This is a genomic window from Rhodococcoides kyotonense (genome assembly GCF_900188125.1).
GTDB lineage: Bacteria > Actinomycetota > Actinomycetes > Mycobacteriales > Mycobacteriaceae > Rhodococcoides > Rhodococcoides kyotonense.
Genome location: NZ_FZOW01000007.1, coordinates 127,197 through 143,664, shown reverse-complemented (window position 1 = coordinate 143,664; position 16,468 = coordinate 127,197). Strand labels below are relative to the sequence as shown.

The 16,468-nt window shown below is 62.6% G+C and carries 16 protein-coding genes; 9 read left to right on the top strand and 7 right to left on the bottom strand.

The window, feature by feature from the left end:
• Positions 1 to 74: 74 nt before the first annotated feature.
• Both CHB96_RS13615 and CHB96_RS13610 read right to left on the bottom strand, forming a co-directional pair.
• A complete protein-coding gene (locus tag CHB96_RS13615; RefSeq protein WP_089247013.1) occupies positions 75 to 374 on the bottom strand; it encodes a type II toxin-antitoxin system Phd/YefM family antitoxin in 300 nt (99 codons plus the stop codon).
• Between the two features lie 127 nt (positions 375 to 501).
• The gene (locus tag CHB96_RS13610; RefSeq protein ID WP_089247011.1) at positions 502 to 1,113 is read right to left on the bottom strand and encodes a DUF2510 domain-containing protein; all 612 of its coding nucleotides are present in this window, start codon (positions 1,111 to 1,113) and stop codon (positions 502 to 504) included.
• Between the two features lie 449 nt (positions 1,114 to 1,562).
• Between CHB96_RS13610 and CHB96_RS13600 the strand changes: the two genes are divergently transcribed.
• The gene (locus CHB96_RS13600) at positions 1,563 to 2,774 is read left to right on the top strand and encodes a Fic family protein (RefSeq protein ID WP_089247007.1); all 1,212 of its coding nucleotides are present in this window, start codon (positions 1,563 to 1,565) and stop codon (positions 2,772 to 2,774) included.
• Positions 2,775 to 2,805: 31 nt separating this feature from the next.
• Here CHB96_RS13600 and CHB96_RS13595 read toward each other — a convergent pair whose 3' ends face one another.
• Positions 2,806 to 3,768 carry an ERCC4 domain-containing protein gene (locus CHB96_RS13595; RefSeq protein ID WP_089247326.1) on the bottom strand — a complete coding sequence of 321 codons (963 nt, stop codon included), beginning with the start codon at positions 3,766 to 3,768 and terminating at the stop codon, positions 2,806 to 2,808.
• A 135-nt stretch (positions 3,769 to 3,903) separates the two neighbouring features.
• The gene (locus CHB96_RS13590) at positions 3,904 to 4,293 is read right to left on the bottom strand and encodes a hypothetical protein (RefSeq protein WP_089247005.1); all 390 of its coding nucleotides are present in this window, start codon (positions 4,291 to 4,293) and stop codon (positions 3,904 to 3,906) included.
• A 252-nt stretch (positions 4,294 to 4,545) separates the two neighbouring features.
• Between CHB96_RS13590 and CHB96_RS29690 the strand changes: the two genes are divergently transcribed.
• Together CHB96_RS29690 and CHB96_RS13580 are read left to right on the top strand one after the other, a co-directional pair.
• Positions 4,546 to 5,067: a DUF3558 family protein gene (locus CHB96_RS29690; RefSeq protein ID WP_176444286.1), complete on the top strand. Its 522-nt coding sequence runs from the start codon at positions 4,546 to 4,548 to the stop codon at positions 5,065 to 5,067.
• Positions 5,068 to 5,076: 9 nt separating this feature from the next.
• The gene (locus tag CHB96_RS13580; protein ID WP_089247003.1) at positions 5,077 to 5,457 is read left to right on the top strand and encodes a hypothetical protein; all 381 of its coding nucleotides are present in this window, start codon (positions 5,077 to 5,079) and stop codon (positions 5,455 to 5,457) included.
• An 18-nt stretch (positions 5,458 to 5,475) separates the two neighbouring features.
• Here CHB96_RS13580 and CHB96_RS13575 read toward each other — a convergent pair whose 3' ends face one another.
• The gene (locus CHB96_RS13575) at positions 5,476 to 6,369 is read right to left on the bottom strand and encodes an SDR family oxidoreductase (RefSeq protein ID WP_089247001.1); all 894 of its coding nucleotides are present in this window, start codon (positions 6,367 to 6,369) and stop codon (positions 5,476 to 5,478) included.
• Between the two features lie 98 nt (positions 6,370 to 6,467).
• Between CHB96_RS13575 and CHB96_RS13570 the strand changes: the two genes are divergently transcribed.
• The 4 genes from CHB96_RS13570 to CHB96_RS13555 all read left to right on the top strand — a co-directional run bounded on the left by CHB96_RS13570 (position 6,468) and on the right by CHB96_RS13555 (position 11,543).
• Positions 6,468 to 7,040, top strand: coding sequence for a TetR family transcriptional regulator (locus CHB96_RS13570; RefSeq protein WP_245865639.1), 573 nt, complete (start codon positions 6,468 to 6,470; stop codon positions 7,038 to 7,040).
• A 35-nt stretch (positions 7,041 to 7,075) separates the two neighbouring features.
• A complete protein-coding gene (locus tag CHB96_RS13565; RefSeq protein ID WP_089246999.1) occupies positions 7,076 to 7,618 on the top strand; it encodes a dihydrofolate reductase family protein in 543 nt (180 codons plus the stop codon).
• Positions 7,619 to 7,696: 78 nt separating this feature from the next.
• Positions 7,697 to 10,144 (top strand): SEC-C domain-containing protein, encoded by a 2,448-nt coding sequence (locus CHB96_RS13560; RefSeq protein ID WP_089246997.1) that lies wholly within the window; start codon positions 7,697 to 7,699, stop codon positions 10,142 to 10,144.
• 67 nt (positions 10,145 to 10,211) lie between these two features.
• On the top strand, positions 10,212 to 11,543 hold the full coding sequence (locus tag CHB96_RS13555) for an NtaA/DmoA family FMN-dependent monooxygenase (protein WP_089246995.1): 1,332 nt from the start codon (positions 10,212 to 10,214) through the stop codon (positions 11,541 to 11,543).
• 63 nt (positions 11,544 to 11,606) lie between these two features.
• Here the strand turns inward: CHB96_RS13555 and CHB96_RS13550 are convergent, their stop codons facing one another.
• The gene (locus tag CHB96_RS13550; protein WP_089246993.1) at positions 11,607 to 13,229 is read right to left on the bottom strand and encodes a long-chain fatty acid--CoA ligase; all 1,623 of its coding nucleotides are present in this window, start codon (positions 13,227 to 13,229) and stop codon (positions 11,607 to 11,609) included.
• Between the two features lie 185 nt (positions 13,230 to 13,414).
• Between CHB96_RS13550 and CHB96_RS13545 the strand changes: the two genes are divergently transcribed.
• Together CHB96_RS13545 and CHB96_RS13540 are read left to right on the top strand one after the other, a co-directional pair.
• A complete protein-coding gene (locus CHB96_RS13545; RefSeq protein ID WP_089246991.1) occupies positions 13,415 to 14,911 on the top strand; it encodes an FAD-dependent monooxygenase in 1,497 nt (498 codons plus the stop codon).
• Positions 14,912 to 14,963: 52 nt separating this feature from the next.
• Positions 14,964 to 15,569, top strand: a complete 606-nt coding sequence (locus CHB96_RS13540) for a SanA/YdcF family protein (protein ID WP_089247320.1) — start codon at positions 14,964 to 14,966, stop codon at positions 15,567 to 15,569.
• Positions 15,570 to 15,579: 10 nt separating this feature from the next.
• Here CHB96_RS13540 and CHB96_RS13535 read toward each other — a convergent pair whose 3' ends face one another.
• Entirely contained in the window at positions 15,580 to 16,374 is a 795-nt protein-coding gene (locus CHB96_RS13535; protein WP_089246989.1) for an IclR family transcriptional regulator, read from the bottom strand.
• Positions 16,375 to 16,468: the final 94 nt, after the last annotated feature.

Genomic DNA, 16,468 nt, shown 5'->3' with positions numbered 1-16,468 from the left:
TCGTAACAACTCTCACGTGGGATGCCCGAAAGGTCGAGGGTGCTCGGGCGTCCCGCAGTGATCGTCTCGATCGGCTACGAGTTGTCCTCTGCCTGTCCTTGGCGTCGTTCGAAGGCGAACGGCTCGGCCTCGCCGCGCTTCGCCTCCTCTAGTCCCTTGATCAACCACTTGGCGTTGGCAGGAGTCGAAAAGAGGTACAAAGTCTCCATGGTCGAGCGGTATTCGGCGGCCGACATCAGTACGACGTCGCCCGACTCCGCCGCGATCACGACGGGGTTCTCGTCCTTCAGGATTCGTGCCGACAGCTCTTCGAATCGAGCGAATGCTTCGGCAGGCCCGATGGGGTCGGGGTAGTGGTCGCGCCAGTCTTTCATTACTTCATCTCACTTCCGCCCACCCACAGTAGGAGAGCCGCTCAGCCTTTCACAGGTTCGGAGAGTTCGCGATCGGATTTACTCTCCGTAGCCGCGGGCGGGTGACGGTGTCGACGGTTACCGCAGGCTAGGGCGCTCCGAATCCGTACGTGTAGTTGCCCGTCGACCAGTTCATGGTTGCGTGGTAGTTGTATCCGCGCATGCGGCCGTCGCCGATGTCCTCTGTGGCTGCGAAGCACTGGAACACTGTGGTGGTTTCGGTCAGGTCATCGGTAGAACCGCCGCTCACTGGCGAGCATGTCACCGAGATGACAGGACCGTCGACGATGCCCTTCGTCACGTGTTCTTCCGCCATCGTCTTGACACTGCCCTCGATCCCGGATACCGACAGCGTTCTGGTCAATCGTTCGGCTTGATCCTCTTGCTCCTGCTTGGCGGCAGCAGCAGCGATGCGGTCGGCCTCTCGCTGGGCAGCGTCGTTCGCTGCAGTTTCAGCCGCCTGTTGCTCGGCTCGAACGTTCGAATCGTGGACGAGTTTGCTTGTGATACCGGCAATTCCGAGTACCGCCAACAGCACTGCTGCAATCCAGACGACCTTCTTCGACGGACGCCGCCGACGGGTCGCGGTCGGCGTGGCCGGGTTCGGCAGATCCAGCCATGCGGATCCATTCCAATACCGTTGGCCACCATCGGGGGTCGGGTACCAGCCGGGCTGTGCTGCGTGCGGTTCGTCGGACATGAGGGTTCCGTTCTCGATGCGCCTCGATGTCGAATGAAGTCATGCGATGAGGCAAGGGGGTGGGATAGTCGGTGGAGCGTGTGGAAAGTAGTGTGCGCTGGGGGTACGACAGAAACGGCCGGTCGCAGACGGGCTGTCGAGCGATAGGTGAGTGGCTCGGGGCAACTGTGCCGTCGCAGCCAGGGATATTCATTCCAACAGATGAATTCTCCCCGCCGGCGACTGTTTTCACTTCCGCGTTGACCATTCGCGCCGATAGAGCTGGGCAGACGGTGCAAGTCACCGAGGTAAGTGCTGCGCCCGCGCAGGTGTACGACGACGGTCTCGCGAAACTTGCAGTCCGATATGTCGTGGAGGTCGATGACAAGGCCGGGCCGTGGCCAACGCAAGCGTTGGCTTTCGAACCGCATACCAAACTTTAGCGGAATAAAGTTTGGTATGGTGTGGGTATGTCGAATGGTCCAACGCAGGGTGTGCCCGCCGTTGAATTCGAGACTCGGCCGTGGCACCCGTCGGCGCACGCATCCAGAACCCAGCGTCGGCTGCACGGCGGAGACTACGACGCCGCAATTCCCGCCTCGATCGGTGATGCCGAGGTTCGGCTTTCCGCTGAACTTTCCGCGGAATCCGAAGACGCCCTGCGTGAAATCGTCCGGTTCGACGAATACGCGTCGCAAAAACTCGGTCCGTCCACAGAGCTGGCGCCGATGATGTCGATTCTGCTTCGCTCCGAGAGTGCCGCTTCGTCGCAGATCGAGAACCTCACCGTCGGGGCGCGGGCTCTTGCGTTGGCCGAGCTGGGTTCGCCTAGCAGTCGTAATGCATCGATCGTCAGCGGCAACGTCCGCGCGATGGAGGCAGCCCTCGCGGCGAGTGCAACTGTGTCTGCAGAGTCGGTGTTGGCAATGCATCGGGCTCTGATGGAATCCGCGGGTGATGTCGATGCGGGCCGTTGGCGTACACAACAGGTCTGGATCGGAGGTTCGGGCTTCGGTCCGCATCGCGCCGAATTCGTTCCACCGCATCATGATCGGCTCGACTCTGTGCTGGAAGATTTCTTCGTGTTCGCGTCGAGAACGGATATCCCCGTCCTGCCCCACATCGCGATTGCGCACGCCCAATTCGAGACGATTCACCCGTTCACCGATGGAAACGGAAGGACCGGTCGAGCATTGCTCCATACGATGATGCGTCGAGCTGACGTGGTCGAACGCGTCACGGTCCCTCTGTCCGCGGGACTGCTCACAGACACAGCGTCCTACTTCTCGAGCCTTGGCGAATACCGTTCAGGGAACATGGAGCCGATAATCAGCAGGTTGAATGCCGCCACCTTTACCGCAGTAGCGAACGGGCGGACACTGGTCGACGACCTTGCAGCTGCGCGCGAGCGCTTCCTCGACGGTCTTGTTGCGCGTCGAGACTCGGTCGTCTGGAGGCTGGTCGATGCGATTGTCGCGCAGCCAGTCATCGACAATGCATTCGTCCGCAAGGCTTTTGGGGTCAGTGGCATGGCCGCGCAACGTGCGATCGACCGACTCGTCGACGCAGAAATTCTGCACCAAACGTCGAAAGGTCGACGTCACCGTGTTTGGCAGGCCGACGAGATCCTGGAGGCGCTCGACCGGTTCGCCGAACGGACCCGACGTTGTGCGACGCAGTAGCCCTTAAGCGTGGACTTTGCTCGTGAAGTTGTCAGATTGTCGTGTCGGCGGCGAACTTCTCTCGTATCTCGCGGCTGATCGCGCCTCGGTCGGCCACGACATACCCGCGTTCCCGAGCCCACTCGCGGATCACGGAGTTCGACGGCCCCGTCACGGCTGGCTTCTTGGTGGGTAGCTCGGTCGCCGACGCCATCGCATCACTGTCGCTCGAGATCCATGTCATCGCAGCTGCAAGATAGCGAAAGGTCCACTCCTCGGCGAGCTTTCGAGTCTGTGCGAACACGATCGGCACCGACGGATACCTTACCTGCAACTCGGCCAAGCCGTCGGCGGCATCTCTTGCGGAGACGAACTTCGACGACAGCATGGTCGAATACTGATCCTCGATGACGACCGCGGACCTCGGCAGCGACGCGAGATCGGCCATGGCATAACGCAACCGACCCGACGTCATGCTCGACAACAAGTCGGCTGCTGACTTTCGTTCTACCGAAGCGACGATCTTGCCGTCGGCCACCACGGCGTAGTCACCGCACGGTAGAGCCTGCTTCGTGGTCCGTGCGCGCTGTTGACTGAAGTTATAGGCATAGCGCTCGTGTGCGTCGACGACGATCTCGAGCTCTGTGATGCCCGACGCCTTGGACCGCGACGGTGCCGTCTTCGGCCGAGATTGTGTGCGCGTCCGCGGTGACTGCCAGAAGACCATGTCCCGGCCACGCGCCTTTGTGAATACGATCTGCGATCGGTTCTCTCGACTGCGGGTGGCGACGATGTCGATGGCAGCACCGCGGCGCTCACAGACTCGGAGTTCGATGCGCTCGACGATCTCGGGGTTGGCAGGCCATTCCTCGTCGGCGACCGGGTGGCAGTAGACGGCGTTGGTGCGTGGCCAGACATCGCGGGCTCGCAGGATCGGGACACCGGCCAAGGGGATGCGGAGTAGGTAGGGCAGCGACGAACCCTCGTCGGGGTTCTTGGCGATCAACAACTCCATCTTGGCGATCCTGCCACGTCCGCCTACGTCATCCAACGAAGCGAACGACGTCACAAAGTGAGGATGTCATGAAAGCGCTGTTGCGGTTGACATTCGGTGGCAACGTGGCCGCCGTTCCGAATGCCACGCAATCCGTCAGCCCTGGAAGGGTGGCTGAGGGTTGGGGTACTGCCCTGGTTGATGGGGCTGGGTGGGGAAGTGCCCGAACGTTCCGAACTGGTGACCGTTGAGGTATGCCTGGTTCTGGGCATTCGCGCTGTCGATCAGGCGCTGCTGCTCCTGCCGGGCAGCCAGTTGCTTCGCCTCATGCGAGCGGTACATCTTCACGCCGATCCAGATAACCGCGACGACGAGAAGAATCCACGGATTCGCTCCGATGAAGCCGATGAGAAACAGTACGAGGAACGCCGTCAGAATCGGGTGGCGACGCGGCCAAGACCGTTGTGGCACGACGTATCCGACGTTCGTGGTCTGGTGGATGTTGATGGTGCCGTAGTTCGGGCTGTTGTGGAACTGATTGTTCACGGGGATCTCTTCTCAGGTGCAGCGGGCGAGGTGTGCACAGCACTGTGCCATACGGGTACGACACAGGTGGTCGGTTTTCGCTTGGCGCCCGTTACACAGCGCCGGCGACCGGCAAGTGGCCGGCTCGACGCAGGCGCTGACAGGTGGCTCGGACGTGCTGGTCGTCGCGAACGGCCCAAGAGATTCTTCGATCTTGGAACCGAACGCGCCTCTGCTGCGTCGAACCTGACGAGTGCTGTGGAGGAGGTATGCGTGAGGAAGTGGGTGGTGGTGCCGCTGACTGCGGCCGTACTGGTCGGCGCATGTGGGCGAGACGTCCAACCTGAGGCCACGGCCGGCCCGACGTCGTGGGATCCGTGCAGCATCACACCGGAAGCCATCGCGGCAACCGGGTTGGACCCGACGTACAGGGATGAAGGATGGGGAGAGGGGATCATTGTTGAGGACTGGGAAATTTGTACGTTCAAACCCCTGGGTGTCAGCGTTCCGTACTTTCTTGCTGTCAAATCCTCTGTGACTCAAACGTTCGCAGACGTTAGGCGGGACTCGCTCGAGTTCGAACCTCGCGATGTCGCGTTAGGTGGCCGTGATGCGTTCACGTATCGAAGAGTGATGGGCAGGTCTGCGGTTGCCTGCAATATAGCTGTCGATCTACCGCCAGGAGTCGTGGTCTTCACCGTCAACTACGTGAAGGAAGACGAATCAGACCCCTGCGCAATCGCTCTCACGCACGCAACCGATCTGCAGTCAGCCCTCCCCGTCGCAGTCAAGTAGGAGATATAGATGAGTGCTCCAGGCGATCAGCTCACCAATTGGCAATCCCTCGCCGCCGCTGCCGAAACCGGCCACTTGTTTCTGAATGCAGAGGCTGCAGCAACTTGCAGTGAGGCATGCACGACCTACATTGCAAAGCTCGAACAGCACAAAGCGAGTGCTATGGAACTAGTTGAGGTCAACGGGCTTGGCGAGTTCGAGTCAGGCAAGGACTTGCGAGACAAGTTCTCCAAGAAAGCGTTCGGCGGCGACAACAGCCTGGTCGATGTCCTGCAGAGCCACATCGACGTCGTGGGGAGGATGCGAATCGACTTCGACAAGTTCTTCGACGCGACCAACCAGCAAGACGAAATGAACGCCGCCGCACTCGAGCAGCACGGGCCGAAGTAGGGAGTCCTGCGATCCGATCTACCGGAAGTACGAACCCGACGAAAGATCGTCCGCCAGAGTCGGTCCCGCCGGCTCCCAATCGAGTATCTTCTGCGTGATCTCGCTCGACGACGAGAGATCCATCCCGAAGAACATGCCGATGAACCCGAAGTGCTCCATCGCCTTCTCCGGCGCAATCGATTCGACAGGCAGCCCGAGCCCACGCCCGATAGCCTCGGCGATCTCCTTCGACGACACACTGCTCGCGCCGACGGCGTGGAGCCGCGCACCGGACGGCGCCTTCTCGAGCCCCAGGCGAATCATCCGCGCCGCATCGGAGCGATGAACCGCAGCCCACCCGGTCGACCCGTCGCCCACATATCCGGACACGCCCGTCGCTCGAGCCGCTGTGACGAGGTAGGAGATGAAGCCGTGGTCGCCGTCGCCGTGCACCGTTGGTGAGAATCGCAACGCAACCGGCTTCACTCCCTTCGACGCGTACTCGAAGGCCAGATTCTCGGTACCGCCGCGCGGCGAGTCCGGGCCGACGGCGGGTGACGCGTCGTCCTCGGTGCTAGGCCGACCCTGCGCGAGTCCGGCCACACCGGATGCAACGAGGAACGGTCGACCGGACCCGGCCAGCGCGTCTCCGATGGTCTGGACGGCTGCGCGTTCGGCGCGATTCGACTCGGCCATGTTCGCCCAGTCGTGCTTGTTCGCGAGGTGGATGACGGCATCGGCGTCGGACGAGCCCTTTTGCAGGCTGTCGAGGTCATCGAGATCGCCGCGCAGAACGGTCGCTCCCTTGGCCTGCAGTGAGTCGGCCGACGCATCGCTCCGAGCGAGTCCGGTGACGTCGTAACCGTGGGCGAGCAGCTCGTCGACGGTGGCCGAGCCGATCCAACCGGATGCTCCGGTGACGAAAACGCGCATGAGGTGCTCCTTGTTCAGGGCTCGTCCGATGGGCGAGCAACTGATGTCATTGACTGACATCAGCGTACGCCTACATGTCAGTCGCTGTCATCACTAGGATGATCGACATGGTCCGATGGGAGCCAGGCGCGAAAGACCGCCTGCGTGTAGCCGCGCTCGATCTGTATGCCGAGCGCGGATTCGAGCAAACGACGGCGACGGATATCGCCCGGGCGGCCGGCGTCACGGAACGCACGTTCTTCCGGCATTTCGCCGACAAGAGAGAAGTGCTGTTCGACGGCCAAGACCAGCTGAAGAACGTCTTCGTCGAGGCCGTCGCCCAAGCGCCGGACGACGCATCGGCTATGGACGTCGTCGCGCAGGCTGTTTCGTCGGCTGGAACGTTCTTCGACGACGACCACCGGCCGTACTCGCGAGCGCGTCAGACCGTGATCGACGCGAATCCCGGCCTGCAGGAACGAGAGTTGCTGAAGATGGCGACGCTGTCGCGCGCGGTCGCGTCGGGACTAATCACCCGCGGCGTGTCCGAACCGCAGGCCACGCTCGCTGCCGAGGTCGGGGTGTCGGTGTTCGGCGTCGCATTCCGGCAGTGGATTGCCGCCGACGAAGAGCGATCCTTCGAGGACATCGCCGACGGCTTGTTTCGCGACCTACGAGCTCTGACCAACTGACTTCGCGCAGGCGTCGAGTCCGGTATTTTCCCGACATGCGACCACTGCGCTATTCCATCAACGTCACGCTGGACGGGTGTATCGACCACACGGCGGTGACGCCGGACCCGGAGATGCATCAGCATTCGGCGGACATCATCGCGCGCGGCGACGCACTCATCCTCGGTCGCGTGACGTACCAGATGATGGAAGGGGCATGGCGGAACCCCGGACCCGAGATGCCGGAATGGACACAGCCGTTCGCTCAGGCTATCGGCGCGAAGAGAAAGTACGTCGTGTCGAGCACCCTCGCGGACGTCGACTGGAACTCCGAGCTTATGCGCGGGGATTTGAAAGAGACTGTGCAGCAACTCAAACAACAACCGGGCGACGGCCTGTACGTCGGTGGCGTGACCCTACCGACGGCGTTGGCCGAAATGGGTCTGATCGACGAGTACGAGTTCATCGTGCATCCCAGGATTGTCGGTCACGGGCGGACGTTGTTCGGAGGACTGCGGGAGCCTTTGGATCTCGAGCTCGTCGGGCGTCAGGACTTCGCGTCGGGCGCGGTGTCTCTGAGGTACGAGCCGAAGCGGTGAACGAGACTCAGGGCTCCCGGCGAATGACGTGTCCGTCGCTATCCACCTCGACGTAACAGCCGGTTACCCTTGTCCACGATGGACGACTACGAGGAAATCGAAGCCGCTGCCCTAGCGATCCTTCGCGAACACGGCCCACTGACTGATGATTCCTGGGCTGAGCTGTTGGTCGCACAGGGCCATGGCACATTCCGAGAGATGTTCGACCTGGTAGAAGGGTTCGAGTCAGACGAAATCGGGTTCTTCACCGACGATCGTAACCTCGTGGTGACCGGCATGCTCGAGGGTCGAATCCTGACGCACCGGCTGACCCAGCGAGAGATCGCGTCGGACATCGTCGAGGCGACCGTCGAACTGACTGCGATCGCAGGGCTGGTTCAGGCCGAAGGCGACACCACCGGTTTTGAAATCATTCTGGCGGCGCCATTCACCCCACAGAAAGTATTCGACGACCGAGGCTTCGATGACCCCGAAGCGCTGGAGGTCGGCTTGTTGTTGCCACGCGGGACTCTCGACGGGTATATCGAGGGCGAACTGATCGGTCTGTACGTCGAGCGCGGCTCGGTGCGACTACGCCGCGTGACCGAAGCAACGGTCGACGCAGTCGTGGTCGACCGGCTCCGAGCTCAGGTTCCGGATGGCACACCACAATACGTCGATTCGGTCGTGTGGCAGCTGATGTACGAAAACCCAACGGCTTTCAGGACTGCGACCCTCCCGCTCCGCGAATTGTTCTCTCATGCAGGGCTGGAGGCCGCTGTCGACCACGTCGCGCGCGAAGGAACAGTGAACTTCCTGGGCTCTGCCGTCGACGACTACGACTCCGACGAGGCTGCCGTCGCGGCTCGATTGGTGATGCTCGCCGAAGAGGTCGCCTCGTCCGACGAAGAACGCCGCACGACTCTCATTCACGACGCCATCACAGAGACTCCCGACGCGTGGAACGCCCTCGTGGAGCCTGCCGCCGCCAGTGTGGCACTGCACCTCATCATTCGAATGGACGGCGGCGCCGAAGCGTTGGCGGCAATAGCGGAAGCACTGGTGCAGGCGGACCTCGGCTTGGCCGTCGGAGCTGCCTATTGGCTGCGCGGAAAAGCGTTGGAGATATTGGAAGATCCCGCAGAAGCGGAACGAAGCTTCGAGAAGGCAATCGACCACGATCCGTGGTTCGAGCCCGCGATCCTCGAACTGGCCACATTCAAGTCACTGCGCGGCGACGCGGAAGGTGCCATCAGTTTCCTCGACCGAATGGAGACCGAACTCGGCGACGAGCTACGGGACGTCGTGCAGAACTTCGTGCCGCAGGAGCACCCCGAGCTCGGTCGCAACGACCGATGCTGGTGCGGATCGGGTCGAAAGTACAAGGTCTGCCATCTCGGGAAAAGTGAAGCGACCCTTCATCAACGGGCACTCTGGCTTTACCACAAGGCCGGCGGATACATCATCGACGGTCGTGGGCTCGCGGAGTTGGAGGAGCTAGCACGTCTCAGATACCCCGATAGCGACGACCCGTTGTCGGAAGGCTTCGCCGATCCGTTCGCCATGGACGTCCTGCTGTTCGAAGGAGGATACTTCGCGGACTTTCTCGAGACGTACGGAAACTTCCTTCCTGCAGACGAATTGAACCTTGCGCAACAGTGGTTGCTCAACGAGCGGTCCGTGTACGACATCGAGTCCGTCGATCCTGGCGTAGGTGTGTCGATACGAGACATCAGAACCGGTGACCGACTGTCCGTGGCCGAGAAGACGGCAAGCTTGCAGCTGCAGCCCGGTCAATTCGTCTGCACGCGAGTGGTTCCCATAGGCGAGGAACTGGAATTCTATGGCGGCGTCGAACTCGTGTATCCGACGCAGCGCACGGACTTGATCGCGTTGCTGGACCGCAACCCTGTACCACCCGAAGAGCTCGTCGAGTTTCTCAGTGCCCGTTTTGCGCCTCCGCGTGTGGTGACAAAGCAGGGCGACCCGATGGTGGTGTGCGAGGCGACATTCGAGTTGGGCGAAGTCGGGAACATCAAACGCAAGCTCAGCCGTCGCTATGGCGCATCCCGCAGCGGAACATGGCACTGGACTGTCGACGGCAGTCTGTTCGGCGTGCTGGAACTCGACGGCACGACTCTGCGGATCAATGCGATGTCCGAACCTCGATTCGACGAGATGGTCGACGCCGTCCGCGAGATGGCCCCGCAGGCGAAGATCCTCAGCGAGTCGCGCACCGATGCTGCCGACAAGCTCGCAGAACCTCGCGAACCGTCGAAACCTGTCGAGCCCGACCCCGAGATTCTGGCGATTCTCGACGAGCGGATCCGGCAGCACGAAGCGAGTTGGATTCACGAGTCGATACCCGCGCTCGACGGCTACACGCCCACGCAAGCCGCCGCGGATCCGACGCGTCGCGACGATCTGATTCGTCTGCTCGCCTCGTTCCCCGACACCGGGCAGCCCGGCACGATGAGTCCCAGCCGGCTTCGTGCGGCACTGGGGTTGGACGACGGCTCATCGTTCTGGAAAGCGCAGAAGCGTTAGGACTGCGTTCGCATCACGCTGATCGCAAATCTTCGCGTTGGTGCGGCGGCGTTCTACCGTGTGACGAATGGCCCGCCGCAACCCGTCCGTCTTTTTCGTGTCCTCCGAGTTCTACTTCGCGGATCGTTTCCCGCGCTGGAAGCAGGACGGCTACACCTCCGACACCGCGGAACAGCGCAGAGCCAAGGCCGCATTCGCGCGCGAGCTCGAAGACATCGGATTCGACGCCATTTTCATCGCCGACTTCGCCGGACTGAACCGGACCCAGATCAAGTACCGGGGTGCACGCTCGTTCGAGCCGCTGACCCACGCTGCGTACTTGGCTGCGCACACCGACCGGATCGGCCTCGTCATCACGCTGTCGACGCAGTTCAGCGAACCCTACACGGTGGCAAGGGAACTGACGTCGCTGGACCGCATCTCCGACGGCCGGGCGGGATGGAACGTCGTGACGTCGTTCAACGGGGAGACCAACTACGGCTACGAGACCATCCCTAGCCCCGAGGATCGCTACCGTCGTGCGCGTGAGTTCTTGAATGTCACTCGGGCACTCTGGCATTCGTGGAAACCGAATGCCGTCGTCCGGGATCGCGAAGTCGAAGTGCATGTCGACATCGACAAGGTCGTGGACATCGACTGGCACGGCGAATTCTTCTCGGTGCAGCAAGCTCTCGATCTACCGCCCGCGCCGCAGACGTTCCCGGTCCTGGCGCAGGCCGGCGCGTCGGACATCGGTATTGCTTTTGCCGCGAAAGCGGCTGAGGTCGTGTTCGTTGCCACCCCCGACATCGATGCGGGACGTTCCTATTACAAGCAGCTGAAAGCAGCCGTCGTCGCAAATGGCCGTCGGGCCGAGGACCTCAAAGTGCTTCCTGGCATTCGTATTTACCTCGGTCACACCGACGAACACGCGTGGCAGGAGTACCGCAACGAGCTGACCGATCTGGACCTGGATCGTGCCCGCGAGGCAATTCGCTATGAGGTGCCCGACCTGGATCTGTCGGATCTCGGCCTCGACGACCGTATTCCGCCGAGCCGCTTCCCGACCCAAGCCGACATCGAGAAAACCGGCCGACGCGTCAGCCGCGCGTTGATCTACCGCGAGTGGGTCACCTCCGGTGAATACGCGACGGTCCGTGACTTCCTGCTGCGATATGCGACGTCGTACGGGCATTTCCAGATCGTCGGGACCGCCGAGTACGCGGCGCGCATCATCGAGACGTGGATCGAGGAGGAGGCGTCGGACGGCTTCATTCTCTTGGGCGGTTCGAGTTTCGAACGGATCAGTCGCGACCTCGTTCCGTTGCTGCGGGAGCGGGGGATCTTCCGGGAAGAAGGTGACGAGACCTTCACGACATTGCGAGACCGTTTGGGCACGTCGACGCCGGGGTTGGCCTGACGGCCCCGTGCGTGGAAAGTTGGGCCGGGGACCAACTTTGCACGCACGGGTGCCGCAGGCGCATCAAACTTCGACGACGGCGAGCCCTCCCTCGGAATGCGTACTGCGCAGCCGCTTCTTGTCGTATTTCCCGACACTCGTCTTCGGGACCTCGTCGATGAACGCCCATCGCTCGGGCAACTGCCAATGTGCGACGCGACCGTCGAGGAACGTCTTCAGCTCGTCGGCCGTCACCGTGGCGCCATCTCTGAGAACGACTGTTACCAAAGGACGTTCGTCCCACTTCTCGTCGGGAACGCCGATGACTGCCGCCTCCCGCACTGCCGGGTGCTCCATGACATGGTTCTCGAGCTCGACCGACGAGATCCATTCGCCGCCGGACTTGATGATGTCCTTGGCGCGGTCGGTGAGCGTCAAGTAGCCGCCGGGGGAGATGGCGCCGACGTCACCGGTCCGGAGCCACCCGTCGTCGAATTTGTCCGACGCGTCGTTCCGGTAGTAACTGCCGGTGATCCACGGGCCTCGGACCTCGAGCTCGCCGACGCTCGTTCCGTCCCAAGGCAACACAGTGCCCGCGTCGTCGACGAGTCGTGCTCGAACGGCGGCGATGAATCGCCCTTGCGTGCACCGCAAGTCGAATTCTTCTTCCGGAGACAGTCCGGCATCCGGCTTACCCGAGGTGCCGACGGGCGACGTCTCGGTCATGCCCCAGGCCTGGGTGATGTGCACTCCGTGTTCCTCGTGAAACGCCCGCATCAACGACGGCGGACATGCGCTGCCGCCGACGAGGACGTCGCGCAGACACGACATGTCCACCGGGTGCTCGACCAGATGCGCGTACAGGGCCTGCCAGATGGTCGGGACCGCCGCGGCCGCCGTCGGACGCAGCGTCGCGATCATCTCGGCGAGAGGTGCGGGCTGCAGGAATTTGTCGGGCATGATGAGCGACGCGCCGACCATCAATGCTGCATACGGCAGGCCCCACGACATCGCGTGAAACATGGGAACGATCGCGAGAACCTTGTCCGATTGCGCCAATGCCATCGTGTCCGACATGCACGCCTGCATCGAATGCAGCCAGATCGAGCGATGCGAATAGACGACGCCTTTCGGGTCGCCGGTGGTGCCGGACGTGTAACACATTGCGGCGGCGGATCGCTCGTCGAGTTCGGGCCAGTCGAACTCCTCGGGCTGTCCGGCGAGCAGGTTCTCGTAGTTCAGTACCTCGATGCCGGGCGGCGCCTGCACGTCCGACGGGTCGGCCCCGACGACGACCAGATGCCGCACCGTCGGCATCTTCGGAAGCAACGGCGTCAGGAGGGGAAGGAGACTGGCGTCGGCGATGATTACTCTGTCTTCTGCGTGCTCTGCGATGTAGGTGAGCTGCTCGGGGAACAGTCGAATGTTGAGGGTGTGCAGCACCGCGCCCATCGCAGGCACGGCCATGTAGGTCTCCATGTGCGCTGCGTTGTTCCACATGAACGTGGCGACACGTTGGTCGTCGTCGATGCCGATGGACCGAAGCCCGTGCGCGAGTTGCGCTGCGCGTCGGCCCAATTCGCCGAACGTGACCGTGGTCGGGCCGTCGTCGCCCCACGTGGTGACTTCTGCCTTGGCGTGAATCGAGGTCCCGAACCGGACCAACTGGCCGATCGAGAGCGGTGTGTCCTGCATGGTGCTCTTCATGTACTTCGTGTTCCTCCGTGCTCAGTGCCGTGTGGTGCGCATCACATAACGCACACTACGTACTCGCGGTGAGGTGGCGGGTAATTTCCGGCGGACGGACCGAGAGGGTGATTCTGTCCATCACCGGAGGGTGATTTTTCGGCGCATCCCTGGCTGGTCGCACGCGCGTCGGCCACCATCCGAACATGAGGTCATTCGACACGGATGTGCTGGTGGTGGGCGCAGGCCCGGTGGGATTGGTGCTCGCGGTCGACCTGGCGCGTCGAGGGGTCGCGACCAGGATCATCGATCGCCGCACCGAGCCCACCGACGAGTCGCGCGCGGTCGTCGTACATGCGCGCAGCCTCGAGATGCTGGACGCACTCGGAGTCGTCGAACGGATCATCGATTCCGGGCGCACGACGATCGGAGTCCAGTTCCACGCCGACGGGAAGGTGCTCGCGAACATCCCGCTCGACACCGTCGACAGCCCCTACCCGTTCTCGGTGACGACGGCTCAGACCGAAACCGAGCGCATTCTCACCGACCGGCTGCGCACCCTCGGCGTCGAGATCGAACGCGGAGTCGAGCTGATCGACTTGGCGCAGGACGGTGCGTCGGTGCAGGCATTCACTTCCACAGGCACGATCACCTGCCGCTACCTGGCGGGCACCGACGGCGCGTCGAGCACCGTTCGTCATCACCTGGGCCAGAAGCTCGAAGGCTCGTTCAAGGGTGAACGCTTCCTGATGGGCGACGTCGACGCCACTTACGACCTGGACCGACGAGCCATGCACATCTTCGCGTCGACAGGAGGTGGGCCTGCGCTGATCTTTCCGATGGTCGGCGAACGGGTTCGTGTGATCGCAGAAATCAGTGAGGACGAGTCGGATCGTCCTGCCTCGATGGAGTGGCTCCAACAGGTGTGCAACGAGCGGGGACTCGGCGCGCAGATCCGTTCGCCGCGTTGGCTGACGACGTTCGAAATCCACCACGCACAGGTACCCCGGTACAGGACGGGACGAGTGTTCCTCGCCGGCGACGCCGCGCACGTCCACAGCCCGGCCGGTGGGCAGGGCATGAACACCGGAATGCAGGATGCGTTCAATCTCGGCTGGAAGCTGGGGTCGGCGGTAGCGGGGACAGCATCGGAAACACTGCTCGACAGTTACCATCTCGAACGCCATCCGGTCGCCGCGCACGTCATCACGGAAACGACCGCGTTGACGCGTGCAGCGACGATCGAGTCGAAAGTTGCTCGCGGCGTGCGGAATCGGATTCTTCACGTCGTCGGGGGTCGGGAGTTGGTGCAACACCGCATCGCCGACGAGATGGAGGAGTACTCGGTTTCCTACTCCGACAGTCCGATCGTGCGGAAGGGCCTCCACGCGCACGTGACGGCAGGCGAATCCGCGCGGGCGGTGGAAGGGACCGAACTGTGGTCGTATCTGATCAACGCGCGCCGGATACATCCGTCGGACCATGTTCTGCTCGTCGTACAGGCTGATGCACAACCGATTTCGATACCGGGGACGACGGCCATATCGGTCTGGGACGACGAGATCGCGAAGCGTTACGGCATGAACGGAATCGTTCTCATCCGACCCGACGGATACATCGCAACCGTCACCCGCGCCGACGACATCGAGGGGATCGAATCGACACTGGCCTTGGCTGTCACGAAGCAGGAGTCGGTACTCTGACGAAGTGAAGAGCTTTCGGCGCACGGTGGTTCGAGTCCTGGCAGCGGCCGTCATGGCTGTGATCGCCATCATCGCGGCCTCGACGGCATGGGTAGCGCACGCGGCATCCGGTCACGTGCACGACGTCGACGACGCACCCGAGGCTCCCGTCGTCATCGTGCTCGGAGCGGTGGTTCATGGCGGCAAACCCGGCGGATTTCTGTCCGGACGGCTCGACGCGGCGATCGCGTTGGTGGAGTCGGGCAAGGCCGAGGCTATTTTGGTGAGCGGGAACGCCGACGGCACGTCGGGCAACGAAATCGACGCGATGACCGAGTATCTCGTCGACGCCGGGATCGACCGCGACGCGATCGCCCAAGACGACTACGGAATCGACACGTACGACTCGTGCGTCCGGGCCGCGACGACGTTCGGTGTCACCAAAGCATTGGTCGTCAGCCAGCCACTGCACGTGTCGCGGGCCGTCGCGCTGTGCCGGGACGTCGGCATCGATGCCGACGGAGTCACCGCCGGCTGCGAATGCGGATGGTTGCCGAAGTGGCGCAACTACGCGCGAGAGCTGTTGGCGCGCCCCAAGGTTGCGCTCGACCTTCTGTCGGGTCGGGAGCCTGCGGTGGTATCGGAACCGGACAACTCGTTGAGTAGTGCAGTGAGCTAGATCGCGGGGGTTACGCGCGGTCTTGAAATCCGAGCCGCCGGGAAATTGTCAGTGCTCCGTCGACCAAGGCTTCGGCCAACTCGGTCCTGCGAGGCTGCTCGAAATTGGCGAGGAACCCGCCGAAGCTCAACGCTGCGACCGGCCGTCGCGCACGATCGAAGATGCAGGCGCCCAGAGCGGCCACGCCCGGGGTGACATCTTCGAGACTGATGGCATAGCCGCGAGCACGTGTGTCGGCGAGCATCTCTCGAAGCGTCGACTCGTCGACGTCATGGCCCAGCGGGGTTGTCAGCGGGCCTGCTGAAAGTAGTCGGGGAAGGAACGTGTCTTCGAGCTCGGCGAGCAGTGCCAGGGGTGCGCCGCCAATGAACAACGGGAGAGACCTGCCGACGGACAACGACATGACGCGGACGGGACGGCTGCTCTCGATCAGGTCGAGGCACACCGCTCTCGTACCGTCGGGAACGACGAGGTACACGTTCTCATCGAACCGCGCAGCCAAGTCGGACATGACGTGACTTGCTTCGGTACGTAGGTCGAAGCTGCCGAGAACGCTCGATGCGAGCTCGAAGACGCGCAGAGTCATCTTGTAGTCACCGGTCGACGTCCGTTCGAGCCAGCCCGCCAACTCCAGTGTCGCGAGGATTCGATGGGTCGTCGTCCGCGTGTAACCGCACCGCTTCACCAGCTCGCCAATGGAAAGCTCGGGTGACTCGCGATCGAATGCCTCGAGTATGCGTGTTGCTTTGACGACCGAAGCGATGTGGTTCTTCGGATCGATTTCAAGCTCGGTGATAGCAGGCATCAGCTTTCCTCGGTGTGACCGTTGACACTGTGACGACCCTGTGAGACTGTTCTCTCGGATTCCGGACAGGCTATCCGGAATCCGGACAACATGC

What these genes read in the sequence shown, in the direction of transcription:
- CHB96_RS13550 (WP_089246993.1), bottom strand. Translation starts at nt 13,229, where the DNA reads ATGAAGAGCACCATGCAGGACACACCGCTCTCGATCGGCCAGTTGGTC.
- CHB96_RS13570 (WP_245865639.1), top strand. Translation starts at nt 6,468, where the DNA reads ATGATCGACATGGTCCGATGGGAGCCAGGCGCGAAAGACCGCCTGCGT.
- CHB96_RS13540 (WP_089247320.1), top strand. Translation starts at nt 14,964, where the DNA reads ATGGCTGTGATCGCCATCATCGCGGCCTCGACGGCATGGGTAGCGCAC.
- CHB96_RS13600 (WP_089247007.1), top strand. Translation starts at nt 1,563, where the DNA reads ATGTCGAATGGTCCAACGCAGGGTGTGCCCGCCGTTGAATTCGAGACT.
- CHB96_RS13545 (WP_089246991.1), top strand. Translation starts at nt 13,415, where the DNA reads ATGAGGTCATTCGACACGGATGTGCTGGTGGTGGGCGCAGGCCCGGTG.
- CHB96_RS13560 (WP_089246997.1), top strand. Translation starts at nt 7,697, where the DNA reads ATGGACGACTACGAGGAAATCGAAGCCGCTGCCCTAGCGATCCTTCGC.
- CHB96_RS13595 (WP_089247326.1), bottom strand. Translation starts at nt 3,768, where the DNA reads ATGGAGTTGTTGATCGCCAAGAACCCCGACGAGGGTTCGTCGCTGCCC.
- CHB96_RS13565 (WP_089246999.1), top strand. Translation starts at nt 7,076, where the DNA reads ATGCGACCACTGCGCTATTCCATCAACGTCACGCTGGACGGGTGTATC.
- CHB96_RS13580 (WP_089247003.1), top strand. Translation starts at nt 5,077, where the DNA reads ATGAGTGCTCCAGGCGATCAGCTCACCAATTGGCAATCCCTCGCCGCC.
- CHB96_RS13610 (WP_089247011.1), bottom strand. Translation starts at nt 1,113, where the DNA reads ATGTCCGACGAACCGCACGCAGCACAGCCCGGCTGGTACCCGACCCCC.
- CHB96_RS13555 (WP_089246995.1), top strand. Translation starts at nt 10,212, where the DNA reads ATGGCCCGCCGCAACCCGTCCGTCTTTTTCGTGTCCTCCGAGTTCTAC.
- CHB96_RS13535 (WP_089246989.1), bottom strand. Translation starts at nt 16,374, where the DNA reads ATGCCTGCTATCACCGAGCTTGAAATCGATCCGAAGAACCACATCGCT.
- CHB96_RS13575 (WP_089247001.1), bottom strand. Translation starts at nt 6,369, where the DNA reads ATGCGCGTTTTCGTCACCGGAGCATCCGGTTGGATCGGCTCGGCCACC.
- CHB96_RS13615 (WP_089247013.1), bottom strand. Translation starts at nt 374, where the DNA reads ATGAAAGACTGGCGCGACCACTACCCCGACCCCATCGGGCCTGCCGAA.